Origin of the sequence: Sorangium sp. So ce296, from assembly GCF_051529605.1 — a bacterium.
Classification (GTDB): domain Bacteria; phylum Myxococcota_A; class Polyangia; order Polyangiales; family Polyangiaceae; genus Sorangium; species Sorangium cellulosum_D.
In genome coordinates, this window is the sequence record NZ_CP150325.1 from 13,393,818 (window position 1) to 13,415,212 (window position 21,395).

Genomic DNA, 21,395 nt, shown 5'->3' on the forward strand with positions numbered 1-21,395 from the left:
CCGCATGACGTCCGCAACCCATATGCCAGCGAGCTCGGGGGGCGCGAGGTCCGGCGGCGGGCGCGCGCGGTGACGCGGCGGACGCGCCGCGCGGCGGACGGTGCGACACGATGTCGCAGAGGAGTCGAATTGTCGCAGCGGTCGCGCGCCCGGGCGTCGCGACCAGCGCTCGCCGAGGTGCTGGGGCCAGCGCCGCGGGCACGCGCCGGCCCCCGGCGCGGGGATCGTGCGGCGCTCGGAGCGGCCTCAGAGATCGAAGCGACCGGACGCCTCGGGCTGGTAGACGACGCGGTCGATCCGGAGGCGGCGCGTTCGGCTCGGCGTGGGCCACTCCACCTCTTCTGCTTCTCGGCAGCCGAGCAGCGCGAGCCCCATCGGCGCGAGCACCGAGATTCGCCCGCTGTTCACCTCTGCGGCCCCGGGGAACACCACGGTCACGCAGAGCTCCTCTTGCGTGTCGAGGTCCACGAGCTGGGCCCTGGAGTTCATGGTGATGACGTTCGGCGGGATCTCGTGCGGCTTCACGACGTCGGCGCGCTCGAGCTCGATCTCGAGCGCCTCCAGGTTCGGGGATTCGGCCCCTGGCCGTTCGCGGAGCGCTTCGAGCAACCGCATGAGCCGCTGACGGTCGAACTCGGTGATGATGATGGGGTTCGTATGAGGTGCCATGAGCAGGATCTCCTTGTGTTGTCGACTCGAGCCAGGCCGCGGCCGGCGGCCCGCGCGGGGCGAGCAGGCCGGCGGGCGCGCCCGTCCAGCTCGTCCGGACGCGGGCGTGCTCGACGACACCCGCGCTTCATCCCGGGAGCGGCCGGCGAAAGGCGCCGAAAGACCGCTCCCTTACGAGCGTGCGGGCGACCTCGGACAGAGCAGCCGGGCGCGCAGGGGGAGGAACGCGCCGCGCGCGCCGCGGCGACGCCGCGAACACGACTCGAGATGCAGGCGGGCGTTCATTCCGCTCAGACGGTAGCACGGTGGTCTTCCGCGAGCCATCGACCAGCGCTTCACGTCTTCCAGGCGCTGCGCGTCTCCGTGCCATCCGCCGCCGACGCGAATCGGCCGCGCCGCTGGCCGCGCCGCGCTCGTGCCCGCGGCGGCGGCGGACGGCGGGCCAGCCACGCCGCTCGATGGCGCGACGCTTGCCCACGACGGCGGCCGCGGCCGCGCCGCCCGCCTCGGACGAGGCCGGTCGGCGCGGGCGCGCGCCGGTGCGCATCACCGCGCGCGATCGCGGCGACCGGGATCGAGCCCATGACGGCATCGCTCCGCGCCAGGGCCGTCGCGGCCGCATGGACATCCACAGAGGAGGCAAACGTGAACATCCGGCCGATGGTGCCAGTTCTGTTCTTCGTCGTCGTCGCGCTCCCGAGCGCGGCGCAGGCCGAGATGCTCAGCGTCAAGGTCCCGGTCGCGAACTTCCGCGCGGGCCCGTCCACGCGCGAGCCCGTCGAGTTCACCGCGACCCGGTACTACCCGGTCAAGATCCTGGAGCGCGAGGGCGGGTGGTGCAAGATCAAGGACTTCGAGGGCGATCTCGCGTGGGTGGCCGATCGGCTGCTGGCCCGGGTCAAGACGATCGTGATCAAGGCGACGCGGGGCAACATCCGCGAGGCGCCGACGACCTCCGCGGAGGTCGCGTTCCAGGCCGAGCGCGGCGAGGTGTTCAAGGTCCTCGATCGCAAGGGGCGCTGGCTCCAGATCATCGACGAAAAGGGCGGGAAGGGCTGGGTGCGCGAGGATCTGGCCTGGGGCATGAAGAGGCTCGACGGCGCGAGCGGCTCGTCCTGAGCCCTGGAGCGAGGCGCGGCGACCCGACCAGGTCGGGGCCTCGTGAACCAAGCGAAGGGCGCCAGGCACAGAGGAGCATGACGGCGAGGGGATCGCGACGATGCGAGGCGACGCCGACGCGGGGCAGGTCGCCTCGACGGCTCGTGTCGGGAGCGCTCAACCTGGTATATGGGCTGATGGGTGCCCTTTCATGAGGGGAGGCCATGGAGGTTGACATGAACAGACTCGCTCATCGATGGACAATCGCCTCGCTCGCCCTGCTCGCCGCCTGTGGCGGATCGCCGGACGACGCGCCCGGCAGCGCGGGCGGCGGCACGACCGGGGCCGGTGGCACGGGCGCCGGCACGACCGCGCCAGGAGACGACGTCGTGGCGCTCGAGATCGTCGAATGGAGCCAGAGCCCGTCGGCGCTGCGGGTCTCGTTGATCCTGAGGAACCAGGATACGTTGCCGCTGCCCGTGACACCGGCGAGCTTCTCCGTGGAGAGCACGGATAAGTTCACGCTCGGCTCGGAGTCCTTTCGATGGATCACGGAGCCGTGCCCGTCGGTGAATCTGGCGTCCTCGGCCTCCTTGCGCTGCGAGGTCGGCTTCAGCAAGAGCGCCGACCAGGAGCCCGCACGGCTGGTGTTCGCCGCGCTCGACGGGCGCCAGGCAGAGTCCCCGTTCCCGCCCGAGCCGCCAATCACCCAGGACGACTTCTGCTCGCGTTTCAGCTTCGAGGGGTCATCCTGCCCGGGCTGCATGGACGGTTGCAGGCTGATCGATTCCGCCTGCTCCTCGGAAGACGATCAGTTCAACGTCTTCGTCCTCATCGAGTCGGGGGGGGACTATTGCCCTGAAGGTGTTCCCCTCCTGAGCACGGCCTGTTTCGATGAGCTGCTTTCGTGCGTGCGCGGTAAGTGCGCCGACAGCTGCGGGCTTCACCCCTGATCGACGCGGCGCTCGCGCGCCGCCGGCGTCTTCCACACCTGCTCCGGCGCTCTGCGCACTGCCCTCCGGGCCACGGAGCATACGCGCGGAACTAGCGCCCATGGCGATGGCTGGGCGCTTACGCCCCGCCGCCACCCCTACCCGCTCACGCTGGACCGACGCCCTTGTCGCCGCTCCCGCGCGAGAGCTTGCACGTCGCCTCCCACAGGCCATTGAGGTAGACCAGGCCCAGCGCGCGGTCGTACAGACCATAGCCCGGCTTGCCGGTCTCGCCCCAGATCATGCGGCCGTGGTCCGGGCGCACGTAGCCGTCGAAGCCGACGTCGTGATACGCCTTCACGATGGCGGCCATGTCGAGCGAGCCCTCGCAGGACAGGTGGGCGGACTCGAAGAACGTGCCGTCCTCCTGGACCGCCACGTTGCGCATGTGCCCGAACGGGACGCGGCCCATGCCGCCGAACTCGTGCACGAGCGATACGATGCTGTTGCACAGGTCCGCGCCCAGCGAGCCGGAGCACAGCGTGATGCCGTTGGCCGGGGAGTCGACGATCTTCACGAGGCGCATCAGGTCGTCGCGGTTCTTGACGATGCGCGGCAGGCCGAAGATCGGCCGGGGCGGGTCGTCCGGGTGCATGGCCATGCGGACGCCGACCTCCTCGGCGACCGGGATGATGCGCCGGAGGAAGTGCTCGAGGTGCGCCCACAGCGCCTCTTCATCGACGTTCTTGTACTCGCCGAGGACGGCGCGGAGCTCCTCGGGCTTGTAGCTGGCGTCCCAGCCGGGCAGCGCGATTCCCTGCTCCGGGTCGATCTTCGCCACGGCCCCGGCGTCGAAGGCCAGGGTCAGCGAGCCGTCGGAGAGCTCCTTGGCCATCTCGGTGCGCGTCCAGTCGAAGACCGGCATGAAGTTGTAACAGATCACCTTCACGCCGACGGCCGCGCAGTTGCGGATGTTCTGGCAGAAGTTGTCGATCAGGCGCTCGCGCGTCGGCTTGCCGAGCTTGATGTCCTCGTGCACCGGCACGCTCTCCACCACCTCGAACTTCAGCCCGACGCCCTCGATGCGCGCCCGGAGCGCCTCCAGCTTCTCGACCGGCCACACCTCGCCCACCGGCACGTCGTAGATCGCCGAGACGATGCCGTAGAGGCCCGGGATCTGGCGGATATACTCCAGCTTGACGGGATCGTTGTCTCCGTACCAGCGAAAGGTCATCTTCATCGTTGCGATCTCCTCGAGCGGGCGCGCGGGAGCGCGCGGCGCGGCCTCGATCCGGGGTAGATCCGGGGCAGAGCGGCGCGGCGCTCCTCGCCGCGAGCGCCGGGCATCGTACAGCCAGCCGCACGCCGAGCAAAGGGATCGCGGGCGCCGAGCGCGGGGCGCCACAAACGGCGAGGGCCCGCCGCGCACCCCCCCCGTGCGCAGCGGGCCCTCCGAGGTCGCTTACAGCCGACGCGCGACTATTCCGTCCCCTTGCCCATCCAGTAGCTCTCGGGCGGGCCCAGGTAGCTGTCCTTCACGCCGCCCGTGTCCACCACGATCTTCTGGAGGATCACGCCAGGGTGGACCATCCAGAACTTCAGGACGTGATCCCCCGGCGCGCTGATCGTGTGCTTGGTGCGCATGATGTTGGCGTTGTCCGAGGTGTGCCGCTCCCAGATCTTGTTGCCATTGCCGTTGAGGTCGACGGCGTGGGTCATGTTGACCCGCTGGATCGCGCCGTTGTCGATCGACACGCCGTACTGCATCCCGTCCTTCCAGTTCTGGAAGTTGTTCCTGGGGGACACGTACACGTAGACGTTCACCTCGCCGCTGCTCTTGAGGTGCATGTCGTACTCGAGCCGAGGCGAGTTGCCGCCGGGCTGCTGGGCCGCCGCCGTCACCGGGAACGGCGTGATGCCGTCTCCGGTGCGGCCGATGTCCGGGATCTGCTTCCACCAGATCTCGTCCGTCTCGATCGCGCGGCTGTAGCGCTCCGCCTGCATCGACACATAGCCGTTGGCCTCGATGTAGCGGTTGGGCTTCCAGTCGAGCTTCCTCGGGTCCTCGACGCGCGCCTTGACCACCACCGAGCTGCCGTCGGACCCGCTCACCGTGATCGGGATCTCGAGCGGGAACTGGAGCGGCAGCTGCTTCGACGGATCCGCGGGGTCGGGGTACGTCGTGGGGGCCATGGTCCAGTCCACCCGCACCGTGGCGCGCACTTCCTTGTCGACGACGCCGTGGCTCGGGTGGATGGTCAGCCAGGGCGGGCACGGGGCGCCGCCGCCCCAGCTGGCCCAGCCGGCGGGGCAGTCGACGGGCAGCTCGGCCTCGATCGTGTACTCGAGCGGCTCGCTGCCGCGGTTGAACACCTCGATGTACTGCTCGGGCGCCGTTTGGTACGGGCTGAACGACGGCAGCACGGGCTCCTCTTCGCTGCCCCCGCCCGCCGTCCAGTAGTCGCTCGAGCCGTCGATCGCCACGCCGAGCTCCGCCGCCGCGGGCACCTCGATCGACACGAGCTCAGGCCAGATGAACTCCTGGATGTTGTTGTACTGGTACTCGGGCTGCTGCCAGGACGGGTTGCCAGGCGCACCGTAGCCGATGTGCGGCTGCGTCTGGAAGCCCTCCCACTTGCCGCCGGCGAGATCGTGATTGTAATAGTACGAGAGCGCCAGGTCGTCCTGGAGCCGCGCCTCGGCGATGGCGGCCATGTCGTTGGTCGCGGCCCGGCCCTGCGCCGCGTAGAGCTTGTTCTTGAAGCCCGCCAGGCGCAGCGCGTACAGGTTGGCGGTCGCCTTCACCTGGTAGAGCACGAGCTGGAAATAGGCGTCCTGCGCCTCGTGCGGCAGGAGCTTGGCCACGAACTCCGCCTGCGAGGCCAGCGACTCCCACTCGCCGGCGACCTGCTCGAGCTCCTGGTAGTTGGTGAGGCTGAACGGGCTGGCGCTGTCGTCATACGTGACGGCCGCGGTGTCGGGGTCCGGCTGCTGCGTCGTGGGCTCGGAGTACAGGAGGTCGTAATCGACCGTGATCTTCCGGTTCGTCAGCTCCGGCTTGCGATCCGACTGCAGCAGCGAGTAGCCGTGCAGGATGTCGGCGATGATGTCCGCGTAGTCCGGGCCGAACTGCTGCTCGGTCCACCGCTCGTACCACTCGCCGATGCGCTCGACCGGCCACCGCTCCGGGTTCCAGGCGTAGTCCAGGAAGAACTGGAGCGGGAGCTCCTCGTTCTTGAAGTCGCCGACGTTGACCACCCAGAGCCGATCCACGCCGTAGTTGTAGGCGAGGTGGAGCTGCTCCCAGACGTTGGGCAGGAGCGTCGTGTCGACCCACTTGTAGTTGCGGCCGCCGCCGACGTAGTCGAAGTGGTAGTAGAGGCCGTATCCGCCGGCCCGCTGCTTGCCGGGCTCCGGCAGGCGCTTCATGTTGGCCCAGTTGTCGTCGGCCCAGACCACCGTGACGTCGTCCGGCACGCGGATGCCGGCGTCCCAGTACCCCTGGATCTCCTTGTAGAGCGTCCAGACCTGGGGAATGGTCTCCACGTCCTGATCCATGATCGTGTCGAGGATCTCCCGCTGGGCGGCGATGATGTCCTGCATCAAGGGAATGCCGTCCCCCGGGGGCAGGCTCACGTCGCCGGGGCCGCGCATGCCGAGCGTGACGACGCCCTCGATGTTCTCGTCGTGCATCCGCTGGATGCCCTTGGTCCAGTGCTTCTTCAGCGCCTCGGCGTTGACGGAGAAGCGCCAGTCGCCGGTGCCGCCGTACGGGTCCGTCTTCGGGGTGACGACGTTGCCTTGAGCGTCCTTCACCTCCGGGACCACGTGGCGATTCCACTCCTCGATGCCCTGCATCATCGGGGCCTCGTGCGAGGTCCCCATCACGATGCCGTAGCGCGTCGCCGTCTTGTGGTTCTCGGGGTCGTCCTCGGCGAACGCCCGGCCCCACACGGCGGGCCAGATGTAGTTCGCCTTCATGCGGAGCGCGGCTTCGAAGACCTTCTCCCAGTAGAGGTGGTTGAGCCCGCCCGGGTAGTTCGGCGCCTTGCCCGGCCCGAACATCTTCGCCGCCCAGTTGCCCGTCGCGGGGTTCTCGTCGTTGACGAAGAAGCCGCGGTACTTCACGGCGGGCTCACCCTGGGTGTGGACCCCGGGCAGCACGTACAGCGCGCCCTTCTTCTGGGGCGGGACGTCGTCCCACCAGTACAGGGGCGACACGCCGATCTGCGCGGAGAGGTCGTACGCGCCGAAGATCGCGCCGCGCTGATCGCTGCCCGCGATCACGAGCGCCCGCTCCACGCCCTCCACCGGGTCCTCGACGATCTGCGTGACGAAGGTCTCCCACTTCCCGGTGAGCGCCGAGGCGTCGAGCTTCCCGCTCTCCTCCAGCTGATCGATGAGGGGGCTCTTGCCCAGCGTGCCGATGATGACCACCTCGGACGCCGACTCCGGGATCTCGTTCTCGACCTCCGCCGGGGCGTCGGTCACGCGCTGGATGTCCGCCGCGAGGTCGTCCACGACGCGGCGCACGCCCGCGTAATCGTCGGCGCTGACGACCAGCGGAGGGACCTTGCCGTTCACGGCCAGGGCGAAGCGACCCGCGCCACCCTCGGTCGAGACGTACTTGCCCGGGTCGGCCCCTGGCCCGTCCGACACACCGTTCTCCCCCGGATTACCGTCCTCTCCCGGCGGCCCCTGCTCGCCCGGCGGCCCCTGCTCGCCCGGCGGCCCCTGCTCGCCCGGCGGACCTTGCTCGCCGGGCTCGCCGTTCTCGCCGTCCGACCCGCAGGCGGTCAGCGCGGCGAGCGACAGGGGGAGCAACAAGCAGAGTAGCGAGGGTCCGATTCGACCCTTCCTGATGGCAATGCGTGCATAGCTCATGACGGTGTTTTCCTCGTTGATGCGGCTGACCGGTGTTGGTCGGCTCGCCCGCGCCGAGCGCCGGCCGTGTCATCCGGCGCCGTGGCAGGCCGCTCCTGTGCATTGACCGATGTCCCTCGAAGACGTGCGCCTGCAGTGGTCCGCTTCGTGTTGAATCCACGGAGCCGCGGGCCTGTCGGCCACGGCTCGAAAATTCTTCCAGCAGTGTCGGCCTTCGAGCCCGTAAGTAACCCGACGGATTTGATGAGATTTAGGCGTTGTTGATATTCCCGCCAAGGTCCGTTTTGATCTCACCATCGGCGCTTCCGTGGTAGGACGTGAGCGACACAACCCTCATCGCGCCGGCGCCGCCTGCGGCGCGCAAAAGGGCCTCGCCGAAGCGGCAGCTCGCCGAGATCCGCGCCGCTCGGCGCGCGGCCGGAACTCCCCGCCTTCGCCCTCTCTCACGTGCTCGTCACTCCCGAGCTCGCGAGATGCCGGCCGTCGCGCGCGGCCGACGCGACCGGCCGGAGGCGGGCCCCTCGAGGCGCGGAGACATCATCGAGGGCTCATCCCTCTTCCGGGAGCGCGAGCGGCTCGCACAAGGGATCTCCGGTCGCGCGCTGCAGGCGCGGTGATTCGGTCTTGACATCCTCGAATCATTCTGTCTCCCCCTCCCCTTCGCCGGCGGCGCCCGCGCCGGAGCCGCCACCAGCTGCGCCCGCGCCGCTCGGCCCGGAGCCTCCGCCGGGCTCGCCGCTGGAGGCGCGGCGAGCCGCGGCGAGCGGGAGCAGGACAGACATCAGGTGAGGCACGCTCCGCTCTTACACCCGCTGGCCGGGCACGGGAAGCCGCGCGTGACACGCCGCGGCTCGGGCGCTCCGGGCGCTCCGGGCGCGGGCGGCCGCGCGCCCATGAGGCCTCTCATCGCGCGCACCGCGCACCGCGCGCGGGGGCGCCGCGCGGAGGCCGGCTTGGCGGCGACGTCTTGCGTTGACGTGCCGCTCCGCTCCCGCCCATACTCCCGCCGATGCGGCGTTCCGTGATGTGCACCACAGACGGTGCGGCTCGGCGGGCCGCTGTCGGGCTCGAGGGCGCGGGGGCGTCTCGATGAGGAAGGGCCCCGCGAAGCCGGCCAGCCAGCGCGCGCAGCGCGAGGGTGAAGGGCGCGCGGCCGACCCGGCGCGGAGCCTCGCGCTGCTCTGGGGCGCTCACGGCAAGCCCGGCCGGTCGGGGCTCACCGTGCGCGCCATCGTGACGGCGGCCATCGAGCTCGCCGACGCGCGCGGGCTGGAGGCCGTCTCCATGCGGCACCTCGCCGACCGGCTGAACGTCGGGACCATGTCGCTCTACACGCATGTTCCCGGCAAGGCCGAGCTGACCGATCTCATGGTCGACACGGTCTACGGCGACCTCTACGACGACGTGGAAGCGCCGTCGCGGCAGCCGGGCGGGTGGCGCGCGTCGCTCGGATACATCGCCGCGCGCAACTGGGAGCTCTACCAGCGGCACCCGTGGCTGCTCGAGATCGTGGGGGGGCGCCCCGTGATCGGGCCGAACGCCTCGCTCAAGTACGAGGCCGAGCTGCGGCCGCTCGACGGCCTGGGCCTCACCGACGTGGAGATGGACTCGGTGCTCACCCTCCTGCTCACGCACGTCGAGGGCGCGGCGCGAGCGCTGGCGAGCGCGCGGCGCACGCGGCAGGAGAGCGGCATGACGGACGTCGAGTGGTGGGTCGCCACCGCCCCGCTGCTCGACAAGGTCGTCGACGCGAAGCGGTTCCCCGTGGCGACGCGCGTCGGGCAATCCGCGGGGCAGGCCTATCAAGGGGCGTCAAGCCCGGAGCACGCATTTCACTTCGGCGTGGAGCGCATCCTCGATGCCGTCGCGCTCCTGATCGCGGAGCGGCGCGGCGGCCCGGGCGAAGGCCGGGCCTGAGGGCGAGAGGGGCCCCGAGGCCCCTGCCGGACGCCGAGGTCGAGGTCGAGCGGCACGACCAGAGAAGGTGGTCAGTCAGCGATCACCGGAGCGCAACACTAATTAAGAATAATTAACAGGCATCATCTCCGGGATGAACGCATGGATCGCCGCGTATACGCGCGCTTGACAGCCCCCAGGACGACTCCTATCCACCAGCTGCGCCGGAGGAGCGACCTGGCAGCCGGCGACTTCGCTCGAGGAGAAATCGAATGCGGTATCTGATCGCACCAGCGGCAGTCTGGTTGGGCGTCCTCTTGTCCGCTTGCTCGGCGGAGGAGGCCGCGTCATGTGACGATTGCGGCGAGGCCGCCTCGGCGCTCAGCCCCGGCGCGGCGGCGGCGCTCGGGTTCGAGGCGCTGAGCGGCTGGACGGCGAGCGCGGGCGCGCTGTCGCTGAGCGCCACGCGGAGCGAGGGCGAGAGCGCGCTCTCGGTCGCGAACGCGACGTACACGGTGATCCAGCGCGCGCCGCTCGCCATCGACGAGCCGATCAAGGGCGCGGTCTCGCTCGACGTCCGCGTCCCGGCGCAGCAGCCGAACCCGTGGTGGGCCGGCGAGATCTCGCTCGCCGTGCAGGCCCCCTCGAAGGGCGTGTCGCAGAGCCTCGGGACGCGATCGCTGACGGGCCTCGCGCAGGGCACCTTCCATCGGCTCTCGTTCAGCGTGCCCTCGGCGGTCCAGCAGGCGCTGTCCGCCGGGGCGTCCGACTGGTCGTTCACCATCACCCTCAACGTGCCGTCCGGCAGCGGGCCGCACCTGCTCGATCGGCTGGACGTCGTCGACGCCGCCCCGCCGGTCGCCGCGGCGCCGCTGCCGCCGTGGCTCGAGTACTGCGACGCGGCCCCCTGCGCGGCGGCCGCTCCCGTCGTGGTCCACGTCTGCCCGGAGAGCAACCCGCTGTGCACGCCGACCCGGCAAACCACGGTCGTGCCGAACGTGAACGGCAAGCCGATCAGCGGCGTGTACCTGCCGATGACGCTGCCGGCGGGGGCGGTGCTGCGCCACGTCTCCGGCTCGGCCAGCGTGAGCTACAACACCATATCCTACTCGTACGCGCCGAGCGTCGTGCTGCGCTCCGACCTCGACGTGCTGCTCAGCTATTACGACGTGGCGCCGGTCTGGAGCGGGACGACGCCGGTGACGTTCGAGAGCACGCAGCTGACCTCGGCGACCGTGGACAGCGTGTTCTACCGCCACCCCTCGTACGGCACGGGGACGGCCGCGGCCGATCTGCACGCGCAGGGGCAGGACGCGGTCGCGATCGAGCGCGCGATGACCGGCGTCACCTCGGAGAAGCTAAACGCGTTCTTCATGCCTTCCGAGCTGGGCGGGGTCCAGGGGGAAGGAAACTGGTCGTTCGGGAACGGGACGGTCACGATCAACTACGGCAACCCGCCGTTCATCGCGTACAAGGGCGGCATCCCGAACGCGGCGATGCCGCGGTTCGCCCACGAGAACGCGCACGAGCTGTACAACGAGATCCGCTCGTCGTTCCTCGGCGACGACTCGTGCCTCAACGAGGGCATCGCCGACGCGCTGGCGTACCTGACGGGGTATTTGCCGGTCGAGGACTTCGGCCCCATCGGCCTGACCGGCATCGATTTCGACACCGGCTGCACCGAGCTCACGAGGACGCACGACATCGGCAACTGCTATTTCTGGCACGTCAAGAACGCCGGGCTGCTCACCGAGAGCTTCATGCACGGCATCTTCCATCCGCAGCACCAGTACGGCTTCAACAGCTGCACGCAGAACGTGGCGCAGACGGGCAACAGCATCCTCGTCTACTTCACGGAGGCCGCGGGCGGCGCCGACATGGCGCCGGTGCTCGACGCCATGGAGATCCCCCACGCCGGGTCGTACGCCGCCGCGAAGCTCGCGCTCGGGCTCTGAGCGCCCCGCCGATGGCCATGGCCCATCCAAACGCACGCCGTCGAAGCGGGCGACTCGCACTTTGCAACAACCGATCTTGAACAATCGCAATCAAGCTACATTATAGGACAGGCTGCGAATGGGCCGAGAGAGGCGCCCATCGCGCCCGGCCGCACCGTTTTGAGGAGGATTCGAATGCGTTATTCGTACTTGTCAGCTGCATTCTGCCTGGGGATCATGTCGTCGGGCTGCGCTTTCGAGGGAGACGCGGGTTCTTGCGAGGACTGCGGGGAGTCCGCCTCGGAGCTCAGCGCCGCCGCGGCCGCCGTGCTCGGGTTCGAGACGCTGACCGGCTGGACGACCAGCGCGGGCACGCTGTCGCTGAGCACCACGCGGGTCGAGGGCGCGAGCTCGCTCTCGGTCGCGGACGCTGCGTACACGGTGGTCCAGAGCGGGCCGCTCAACATCACCGAGCCGATCAAGAGCGTGGTCTCGCTCGACGTGCGCGTGCCGTCGGTGCAGCCGAACCCCTGGTGGGCCGGCGAGGTCACGCTCGCGGTGCAGGCGCCCTCGAAGGGCGTGTCGCAGAGCCTCGGGACCAAGCCGCTGACGAACCTCGCGCAGGGCACGTTCCACCGGCTCTCGTTCAACGTGCCCTCGGCGGTCCAGCTGGCGCTGGCCACCGGGGCGTCCGATCTGTCGTTCTCCGTCACCGTGAACGTGCCGCTTAACAGCGGGCCGCACCTCCTCGACCGGCTCGACGTCGTGAACGCCACCGCGGGGTTCGAGCCCAACGTCACGGCCGTGGCCGTGACCAACCCGGCAGGCCTCGCGCCCGTGAAGGGGGACCCGCTGAAGATCACGCTCACGGTGACGAACCCCGGCACCGCGGCGGGCACGGTCGTGCTCCGGCCTCGCGTCACGAGCGCCCGGTTCAACGACTTCACGAACGTCGAGGCGGGCAGCGTCAGCACCTCGCTCGCCGCCGGGGAGACGAAGCAGGTCACGCTCACGTCGGGGCCGATCCTCGTCGACACGGCGCAGGGCAAGCGCTTCGCCCTCGGCCGCAGCGCCTACACCCTCTCCGGCGTGAGCGTCGAGCCGGCGGGCGGCACGGCGTCCATCGACACCTCCTTCACCGGCGGTGCCTTCACGATCGGCGCGAGCGACGTGCTCTTCAACGCGGTGGTCTACGACCAGGACTACTTTGACGCGATCGGCTACACCGGCACGGCCGAGGCCTACCTGCTCAACGCGTTCACGCGGCCCACCGAGCTCTTCACCCCGTCGAGCCCGGGATCGAGCTCGGGCTCGTACGTGCTTTACCCGAACGGCTTCGATCAGATGATGGGCATCCGGCAGGTCTTCCACGCCGTCGGCGGGCTCCCGAACAACCCGTCGAGCGGCGGCTTCTGCGAGCACGTCGGCGCCTACGGGCGCACCGCCCTCGGCCTGACCCGCGACTGGGACATCGACGAGCTCAATGGCAACTACACCGATCCCGACCACCACGGGTTCGACATCCTCATCGGCCTCACGCCGGAGTACGGCGGCGGCGCCGCGTGCGGGTGGCTCGGCGTGCAGGTGAGCGGGCAGTTCAGCTCCGCTCTCAACGTCGGCGTCAGCCAGTTGATCTCCGTCCACGAGACCGGGCACCTCTTCGGCGCCCCGCACTGCGATCCGCTGCAAGGCTACGTGATGTGCGGCGGCGAGCATCACCCGCACTATCTCAGCGACGGCATCTTCGTCTGGCACAAGGACTCGTTCGACGTGATGCAGTATATCTGGGACTGAGCCGGCCGCCGCGCGCCGGCTGGCGGCGACGCGCGCCGCCTGACTACGTTGTTCATCGTGCAGAGCCCTGGCACTGCCCGACACATCGCCCCTGACATCCCTGCTTCCGTCTCGAATTCATCGCGACGCCGCGCTGCGCGAGCGCCAGACAATTCGGGAAACGCATCCTCTCCCGCGGCATCAAGATTGGGTACCGACCTGAGTGGTTCTAGAGCTCTCCGGGCGGGGGCGATCGTCAAGGACGCCGCGCCGTGAAGCTCGAGATCACGTGGGTACCGAGGGGGGTGCGGGATGCTTCTGCGCGTCATACCGAGAGCACGTACGTTCTGCGCGGCGACCACTATGTTGACGATGATCGCGGCCTGTTCTTCGAAGACGCGGGGGTTCGATCGCGACGCCGGGGGCGCGGCTGGGGCGACGGGCGGCCTGGACAAAATCTGCGAGCCTGGAGCGCAGGAGCTCTGCTACGGCGGACCGCCATCGACGATGGGTGCTGGCCTGTGCAAGGCGGGGGCGAGGACCTGCAATGACGAGGGGACGGAGTATGGCCCATGTGAGGGTCAGATCCAGCCTGCGATCGAGCTGTGCGATACGCCAGCCGACGAGAACTGCGACGGAATCGTCAACGATGGGTGTGTCTATCCGAGCTGCGCCGACGTTCCGGCCGGCTCGCCGAGCGGCGTGTACCTTCACGATCCTGGCGCCTCCGGCGCCGCCGAAGCGCCCGCGGTCTACTGCGACATGGAGTCCGAAGGCGGCGGCTGGGCGCTCCTTTACAACAGCGTCGGCTCGGACCAGGGGACCACGATGGCCTTCTGGGACATTCCATACCTCCATCGATTCGGCAGCAAAGGGGAGCCATCCCTCGACACCAACGTCTATCAAGGGTGGCTATACCACCAGGGGACCGAGTACCGCGACGAGGTGGAAGACATTCAGGGGAAGGTCGCCCAGCTCTTCCACGCGAGGTCGGCCGGCATCGAGCCAGACACCCTGCACTTCAAGGCTCCGGAGCTCGTATCCGGCGACTCCGAGATCTACGCAGCTCAGTTCGCCGCCGGTTGGTCGTCCTCGGACTTCGACGGCGATACCTTTGCCGAGAACTGCTCCGTGAAATATTCGCGCGTGACGCAGCACTACAGCAGCTGTTGGAGGTACAACCTCGGCTCTGACGCGGACAGTCCGGTGGACGACGGTGGCTGGGGTCCACATCTCCACTCAGCGTCTGCGCGGCTCTTGGGGCTGCACGTCGACGGGAGCGGCTACACACGCGTCAAGCGCATATCGCGATGGGTCCGGTGGTGAACACCCACAACGATGGCTGAGCCCGCCGGCCCAGCAGAGCCTGCTCGGGGCACAGAATCTGCTTCTCGCATCCTCCGGGAGACGGCCGATGCGCCGAGCCCGACCGCGTGGCAAGACAGCCGCCGTCGCCGCCGGGCGACGCGCCGAGGAGCGCCCTCGGCGACCACCGAAAGCAGAGCCCCCCCGAGGAGCGTCATGCCCGATCCCCTGCCCACGACCGACCGCGCCCACGACGTGCTTCGCCAGGAGTTTCAGAGCCTCGACCCGATCTTCAAGCCGCGGAACGTCGCCGTCATCGGCGCGACCGAGAACAGCGGCGCCGTCGGCCGCACCGTCCTCTGGAACCTGATCAGCAACCCGTTCGGCGGGACCGTCTTCCCGGTGAACCCCAAGCGGCCCAGCGTCCTCGGCATCAAGGCCTACCCGAACATCGCGGCCGTCCCCGCCAAGGTGGACCTGGCGGTCATCGTGACGCCGGCCGCGAGCGTGCCGGGCCTGCTCGGCGAGTGCGTCGACGCCGGCGTCCCCGGCGCCATCGTCATCTCCGCCGGCTTCAAGGAGATGGGCCCTCCGGGCGTCGCGCTCGAGCGGCAGATCATGGAGCGCGCCCGCGGGAAGATGCGCATCATCGGCCCCAACTGCCTCGGCGTCATGAACCCGATAGGCGGGCTCAACGCCACGTTCGCGAAGGGGCAGGCGCGGCCGGGCAAGGTGGCGTTCATCAGCCAGTCCGGCGCGCTCTGCACCGCGGTGCTCGACTGGAGCCTCCAGGAACAGGTCGGCTTCAGCGCGTTCGTCAGCATCGGCTCGATGCTCGACGTCGGCTGGGGCGACCTCATCGACTACCTCGGCAACGACCCCAAGACGAACAGCATCCTCATCTACATGGAATCGATCGGCGACGCGCGATCGTTCCTGTCGGCCGCCCGCGAGGTGGCGCTGAACAAGCCGATCATCGTGATCAAGCCCGGCCGCAGCGAGGCGGCGGCGAAGGCGGCCGCCTCGCACACGGGCTCGCTCACCGGCTCGGACGAGGTGCTCGACGCGGCGTTCCGGCGCGTGGGCGTGCTGCGCGTGAACGACATCGCGGACCTGTTCTCGATGGCCGAGACGCTGGCCAAGCAGCCGCGGCCGCGCAATAACCGCCTCTGCGTCGTCACCAACGCCGGCGGCCCGGGCGTCCTCGCGGCCGACGCGCTCGTCGCCCACGGCGGCGAGCTGGCGCCGCTCTCGCCGGAGATCCTGGGCGAGCTGAACCGCTTCCTCCCCGCCGCCTGGAGCCGCAACAACCCGGTCGACGTGCTCGGCGACGCCGGCGCCGACCGCTACCAGAAGGCCCTCGAGATCTGCGCCAAGGACCCGAACAACGACGGCGTGCTCGTCATCCTCACGCCGCAGGACATGACTCAATCGACCGAGACCGCCGAGGCCGTACGCAAGCACGCGCACGTCGAGGGCAAGCCGGTCCTGGCCAGCTGGATGGGCGGCGCCGAGGTGGAGGCGGGCAAGTCGATCCTGAACCGCGCCGGGATCCCGACCTTCGAGTACCCCGACACCGCCGCGCGCGCGTTCTGTTCCATGTACCGCTACACGTACAACCTGCGCGGCCTGTACGAGACGCCGAGCATGGATGAGCGCGCGCAGAACGTCGATCGCGACAAGGCCGCGGCGCTCGTCGCCGGCGTCCGCGCGTCGGGCCGGACGCTCATGGATGAGTTCGAGTCGAAGCAGCTCATGGCGGCGTACGGCATCCCGACGGTGCAGACCGCCGTCGCTCAGCGCGTCGAGGAGGCCTCGGCCATCGCCAGGGAGATGGGGTATCCGGCCGTCCTCAAGCTGTACAGCGCGACGATCACGCACAAGACCGACGTGGGCGGCGTGAAGCTCAACCTGCGCGACGACGACGCCGTCCGCCGGGCGTTCGCGGAGATCCACGAGAGCGTCTCGCAGAAGGCCGGCGCGGAGCACTTCCATGGCGTGACGGTCCAGCCGATGATCTCCCTGAAGGACGCCTACGAGATCATCCTCGGCAGCTCGATCGATCCGCAGTTCGGCCCGGTGCTCCTGTTCGGGGCCGGCGGGCAGCTCGTCGAGGTGTTCAAGGACCGCGCGCTCGCCCTGCCGCCGCTCAACGCGACCCTGGCCCGGCGCATGATGGAGCAGACAAAGATCTACCGCGCCCTCAAGGGCGTGCGCGGCCGCGCGCCGGTGGACCTCGCGGCGCTCGAGCACCTGCTCGTGCGGTTCTCGCAGCTGGTGATCGAGCAGCCGTGGATCCGCGAGATCGACATCAACCCGCTGGCCGTGAGCGCCGAGCGGATGATCGCCCTCGACGCCCGCGTCGTCCTGCACCCGGCGGACACCCCCGAGTCGGCGCTCCCCCGGTCGGCGATCCGCGCGTATCCGACGCAGTACGTGACGGAGCTGAAGGGCCGAGACGGACAGGCGTTCACGATCCGCCCGATCCGCCCCGAGGACGAGCCGCTGCTGGTCAAGTTCCACGAGACGCTCTCCGAGCGCACGGTGCGGCTCCGGTACTTCTACCCGATGCAGCTCGACCTGCGCACCGCGCACGAGCGGCTGACGCGCGTCTGCTTCGTGGACTACGACCGCGAGATGGCGCTCGTCGTCGAGAAGCCGCCCGCGGACGGCGCCGATCGCGAGATCATCGGGGTGGGCCGGCTGAGCAAGCTGCCCGGCACCAACGACTCGGAGTTCGCCCTGCTGATCAGCGACGAGCACCAGCGAAAGGGGCTCGGGTCGCGGCTCCTCGGCCTCCTCGTGCAGATCGCCCGGGATGAGGGGCTCTCCCGCATCAGCGCCGATATCCTCGCCGAGAACATCGAGATGCAGCGCGTCGCGCAGAAGCTCGGTTTCCGGATCACCCGCGATCTCGAGGACTCGACCTCGAGGGCAGAGCTCCTCCTGTAGGGCGGGCGCTGGGCGGGCGCGCTTGCTCGGAAACCGCCCCTCGGCCGGCGCGCGCCGCCTCCCGCTTCAGCGCAAGCTCCGCTGGACGTCCACGGGAAGTCGCCGGACGCTGATCATGCTCCACGGGTTGTGGAACTCGCAGCGATCGTCGCGGGCGACCGCGATCGTCCGGTACCGGTCGAGCAGGATCTCCAGCGCGATCTTCGCCTCGAGCCTGGCCAGCGGGGCGCCGAGGCAGAAGTGGATGCTGTGCCCGAAGCTCAGGTGCTGGTTGGGCTTGCGGTGGAGTTCGAACGTGTCGGGGTCCTGGAAGTGGGCGCCGTCCCGGTTGGCCGACGCGATCCACAGCATGATCAGCTGGTCGGCGGGGACCGTCTCCCCGCCGATCTCGACCTCTTTCGTGGTCCGCCGGGCGAGCCGCGGGAACGGCGGGCGGTAGCGGAGCACCTCCTCGATGGCCGCCGGGATCCGCGCCGGGTCGGCCCGGAGCTCCGCCGCCGCGGCGGGGTGCTCGTCGAGGCAGAGGATCGCGTTCCCGAGGAGCGCTGTCGTCGTGATGTGACCGGCGAGCAGCAGCAGGCCGACGAAGCCGACGATCTCCTCGTCCTCCAGGCGGTGCCCATCGACCTCCGCGCGCACCAGCTGACCGATGAGATCGTCGGTGACGCGCTCGCGGCGCTGCTTGATGTGCGAAAGGAAATAGCGGTTCATCTCGCCGAGCACCGGCCCGAGGCGGTCCACCATGGCCTGATCCGGCAACTGGCCCGGGCCCTGGGTCTCCCTCGACAGCATCGTGTCGGCCCAGGTCTGGAAGGCCGCGCGGTCCGCGGTCGGGATGCCGAGCAGCTCGGCGATGACGATCACCGGCAGCGGATGGGCCAGGCTCCCGACCAGGTCGAAGCGCTCGGCGTCCCCGACGTCGGCGAGCAGCTCGCCGGTGACGGCCGCGATCCGCGGGGCGAGCCCCGCCACCACGCGCGGCGTGAACACCTGGCTGACGAGATCGCGGAGCTTCCGGTGCTTCGGCGGGTCCATCCGCACGAAGTTGCCCCTGGAGAACAGGTCGAAGTCGGCCTGCGGCGGGATGAACTTGGACATTTCCGACGAGAACGTCGCCGGATCGGACAGCACGCGGAGGATGTCGGCGTGACGGAAGAGGTGCCAAATGCGCTGCTTCTCGTCGTGAAGAACCGGGGTGGACTCCCGCGCGTTGCGCAGCCATGTCAGAAAGGCGTCCAGCGTGGTCTGGCTCGGCTGGGTGGTCACGTCGGTTGTGCTCATATCGGATCACTCCTCGGGGCTCTCCCGCGTTGAGGTGATGTTGCCCTGTGCGAACTGCGCGTAGTCAGCGCGTAGCTGCTCGAAGCGGTCGATGATCGCGGGCGCGAGCGCGCGCACGACGCCGGGCTCGGGGGGCTCCGGGGGCTCGAAGGCCCTGCGCACCATCGAGGCGATCATGTCGGCCCGGTCCTCGATGGACCGCCTCTCCTCGGCCGGGAGCAGCGGATCCATCAGGTAGAAGCCGAACACGGCCGCGTTGATCGCGTAGATCTGGGCGTCCAGATCCACGTCGGTGCGCAGCAGCCCGTGCGACCGCAGGAGCCCGCAGTACTCGCGGAGGTAGGCGAGCTTGTTCGCCTGGAGCGGCCGCGCCGTGCTGTCGCTGATGAGGCTGCCGAGCACCTCGGTGTCGCGGGAGAACAGCGCTTGCAGCAGCGGATACTCCTCCAGGAGGAGGAGCCTGCGCCGCATCACGCGGTGGAGCAGGATCTCCGCCGGATCCTCGCGGATGACCTCGGCGAACCTGTCGAACATGCGCAGGGCGTCGCGCGCGAGCACCGCGACGAAGAGCGCCTCGCGCGTCTTCCAGTGCAGGTAGACCGTGCCCTTGCCGATGTTCGCCCGCTTGGCGACCTCGTCGATGGTGACGCGCTTGTACCCCCAGCGGAGCACCAGCTCCGCCGCTGCATCCAGGATCCGCTCGGCCCGCTGCCGCTGCTTCGAGAAATCTCCGTCGGCCACCCTCGCCCTCCGCGCCTTGATAAATGACCGATTTTGAAAATTGGTCAAGCGTTGATCAGTCAGGATGCGCAGACCTGGATTTCAGCGCCCTTCGACGTATGTTCCTTGACAGGAATATACTGGAATAGGAATATAACTCGTCGATGATGCAGACGTTCGCGGCGCTTGCCGATCCGACCCGCCTGCGCATCGTCGAGCTGCTTCGCGCCGGGCCCCTGCCGGTCGGCGAGATCTGCGACCGCCTGCCGCTCGCGCAGCCTCAGGTCTCGAAGCACCTGCGCGTGCTGCGGGACGCCGGCCTCGTCGGCGTCCAGCCCCGCGCGCAGCAGCGCATCTACGGGCTGCGCGCGGCGCCGCTGCGCGAGCTCGGCGCGTGGCTCGAGCGCTTCCGGGACATCTCGGACGAGCGCTTCGAGCAGCTCGACGACTTGCGGGCCGAGATCCAACGCGACGAAGAGAAGGGGTGAGCCGGATCGTCTACCAGTCCCAGGCCGATCGCGACGCGCACCTGCGCGGAGGCGACGCGCTGCTTCCAGCTACCACTCTGCGAGCACGCCGGCGCTGACGACGTTGGCGTCCTGCGTCTCACCGCGATGCCAGGTGTGCTTCAGATTCATGCCGTCGATCGAGAACACCACAGGGGTCATGTAGTAGGCGATCTTACCGCCGATGCCGCGCACTTCCTCGATCACGCTGATCTTGACCGGGTTCGAGGGGGCCTTGTCCCAATCCGTCTCCACGACGTTGGTGGAGCCATAGGTGACCGCGACCTCGAAATTGCCCGCGCGGTAGTTCGCGGCTGCCAGGTAGCCGTAGTGCATGCGCAGCTCGCCGATGCTGTCGATGGCCGTGTTGCCGAGCGCCCACGCGGTGCCGAGGCCCTCGCCGAACCAGCCCGTGGCGCCGATGCCGAAGCCGGCGTAACGACCCCAGGCGCCGCCGCCGGCGCCCCACACGTTGCGCACCGCGTCCGCTGGAATCCCAGGGTCCTGCGCGTCCGGGTTGCTCGGCGACTCCTTGGTGCGGCCGACCATCTGCGTCAGGCCGTTGAGCCAGGCGTTGACCTCGTCCTTCACGGCGGGCTTGTCGTCCAGCACCTTGCGAAAGGTGAGCTCGCCCTCGAAGCGGGGCGCGATCGTGCGGTTCCAGGAGGCGTCGATCATGGCCGGGTCGAGCGCCGCCACCGAGAGCTGCACGCCGGCGAGCTCCGGCGTGGCGTAGCCGAGCTGCGCGTGACGGGACGGGAACATCGAGCCCACGCCCGTGTGGCCGCAGGTGGCCGCCCCTGACGAGTCCACGTTGCACGGGTGACCCACGCCGTGCTGGTGGATCAGAGCCCAGTTCATCTTCATGCCGCCGCGATTGAACAGGCCGAGGCGGCGGCCGCCCCACGCTGCGCCCCAGCTGCCGGACAGGTCCACATACTGCTCGCGGAAGTCCACCGAGGCCGCGTCGTTGAACTGGCGCACGTTGTTGTTCTGGGCGTTCTGAATGCCCGCCCACAACGCCAGCTTGATGGTGAGCTTCACGTCCGGCAAAACTTGCTTGTAGACGTTGAACGCCAGGATCGTGCTGGCGAACCCGCCGCGGATGCGGAACGTGTTCAGATCCGTGTCAGTGACGGTGTTGCCGACGGCGCCAGCGGGCGTCGGGTTGCCGCGGATCGAGATCTGCGGTCCTACCAAGATGTACCGTTCGGTCGAGGCAGGGTCGTCGGGGTCGACCTTGTTGCCCAGGCCATCCGCGTCGATCGTCTCGCCGCCGATCCAGTTGAGGTAGGCGTCGACGCGGCCGTTGGTCGAGACCTCCCAGTCGTCCACCTTCTCCTTCTTGAGCAGGAAGATCTCGGCTCGCGCCGGCAACGAGGACAGCAGCGCGGGCACGACGCCCGCGCTGACCACGAGGGCTCGCACGACTCTCTTTGAATGAA

14 protein-coding genes are annotated in these 21,395 nt (G+C 69.3%); 8 read left to right on the forward strand and 6 right to left on the reverse strand.

From position 1 onward, the window contains the following. Nucleotides 1–246: 246 nt before the first annotated feature. A complete protein-coding gene (gene rnk, locus WME98_RS49445) occupies nt 247–669 on the reverse strand; it encodes a nucleoside diphosphate kinase regulator (RefSeq protein WP_129576477.1) in 423 nt (140 codons plus the stop codon). A gap of 645 nt (nt 670–1,314) precedes the next feature. Between rnk and WME98_RS49450 the strand changes: the two genes are divergently transcribed. Next, on the forward strand, nt 1,315–1,788 hold the full coding sequence (locus WME98_RS49450) for an SH3 domain-containing protein (RefSeq protein WP_437948474.1): 474 nt from the start codon (nt 1,315–1,317) through the stop codon (nt 1,786–1,788). Nucleotides 1,789–2,003: 215 nt separating this feature from the next. Beyond that, nucleotides 2,004–2,720: a hypothetical protein gene (locus WME98_RS49455; RefSeq protein ID WP_437948475.1), complete on the forward strand. Its 717-nt coding sequence runs from the start codon at nt 2,004–2,006 to the stop codon at nt 2,718–2,720. 145 nt (nt 2,721–2,865) lie between these two features. On the opposite strand, the gene uxuA is transcribed toward WME98_RS49455, so the two are convergent. Both uxuA and WME98_RS49465 read right to left on the reverse strand, forming a co-directional pair. Continuing rightward, nucleotides 2,866–3,939, reverse strand: coding sequence for a mannonate dehydratase (gene uxuA, locus WME98_RS49460; RefSeq protein WP_437948476.1), 1,074 nt, complete (start codon nt 3,937–3,939; stop codon nt 2,866–2,868). A gap of 239 nt (nt 3,940–4,178) precedes the next feature. Beyond that, nucleotides 4,179–7,583, reverse strand: a complete 3,405-nt coding sequence (locus WME98_RS49465) for a glycosyl hydrolase 115 family protein (RefSeq protein WP_437948477.1) — start codon at nt 7,581–7,583, stop codon at nt 4,179–4,181. A gap of 1,089 nt (nt 7,584–8,672) precedes the next feature. Between WME98_RS49465 and WME98_RS49470 the strand changes: the two genes are divergently transcribed. The 5 genes from WME98_RS49470 (at nt 8,673) to WME98_RS49490 (ending at nt 17,443) form a co-directional block, all read left to right on the forward strand. Then, a complete protein-coding gene (locus WME98_RS49470; protein WP_437948478.1) occupies nt 8,673–9,500 on the forward strand; it encodes a TetR/AcrR family transcriptional regulator in 828 nt (275 codons plus the stop codon). 251 nt (nt 9,501–9,751) lie between these two features. Next, the gene (locus WME98_RS49475; protein WP_437948479.1) at nt 9,752–11,434 is read left to right on the forward strand and encodes a hypothetical protein; all 1,683 of its coding nucleotides are present in this window, start codon (nt 9,752–9,754) and stop codon (nt 11,432–11,434) included. A 174-nt stretch (nt 11,435–11,608) separates the two neighbouring features. Beyond that, on the forward strand, nt 11,609–13,207 hold the full coding sequence (locus WME98_RS49480; protein WP_437948480.1) for a hypothetical protein: 1,599 nt from the start codon (nt 11,609–11,611) through the stop codon (nt 13,205–13,207). Nucleotides 13,208–13,549: 342 nt separating this feature from the next. Then, complete coding sequence (locus WME98_RS49485; protein ID WP_437948481.1) at nt 13,550–14,512, forward strand: fibrinogen-like YCDxxxxGGGW domain-containing protein; 963 nt, start codon at nt 13,550–13,552, stop codon at nt 14,510–14,512. A gap of 195 nt (nt 14,513–14,707) precedes the next feature. After that, nucleotides 14,708–17,443, forward strand: coding sequence for a bifunctional acetate--CoA ligase family protein/GNAT family N-acetyltransferase (locus WME98_RS49490; RefSeq protein ID WP_437948482.1), 2,736 nt, complete (start codon nt 14,708–14,710; stop codon nt 17,441–17,443). A 66-nt stretch (nt 17,444–17,509) separates the two neighbouring features. On the opposite strand, the gene WME98_RS49495 is transcribed toward WME98_RS49490, so the two are convergent. Then, entirely contained in the window at nt 17,510–18,724 is a 1,215-nt protein-coding gene (locus WME98_RS49495) for a cytochrome P450 (RefSeq protein ID WP_437948483.1), read from the reverse strand. A gap of 6 nt (nt 18,725–18,730) precedes the next feature. Beyond that, nucleotides 18,731–19,465, reverse strand: coding sequence for a TetR/AcrR family transcriptional regulator (locus WME98_RS49500; protein ID WP_437948484.1), 735 nt, complete (start codon nt 19,463–19,465; stop codon nt 18,731–18,733). A 143-nt stretch (nt 19,466–19,608) separates the two neighbouring features. Between WME98_RS49500 and WME98_RS49505 the strand changes: the two genes are divergently transcribed. Continuing rightward, nucleotides 19,609–19,932, forward strand: a complete 324-nt coding sequence (locus WME98_RS49505) for an ArsR/SmtB family transcription factor (protein WP_061627847.1) — start codon at nt 19,609–19,611, stop codon at nt 19,930–19,932. 69 nt (nt 19,933–20,001) lie between these two features. Here the strand turns inward: WME98_RS49505 and WME98_RS49510 are convergent, their stop codons facing one another. Beyond that, nucleotides 20,002–21,378: a porin gene (locus WME98_RS49510; protein WP_437948485.1), complete on the reverse strand. Its 1,377-nt coding sequence runs from the start codon at nt 21,376–21,378 to the stop codon at nt 20,002–20,004. Between the last annotated feature and the right edge of the window lie 17 nt (nt 21,379–21,395).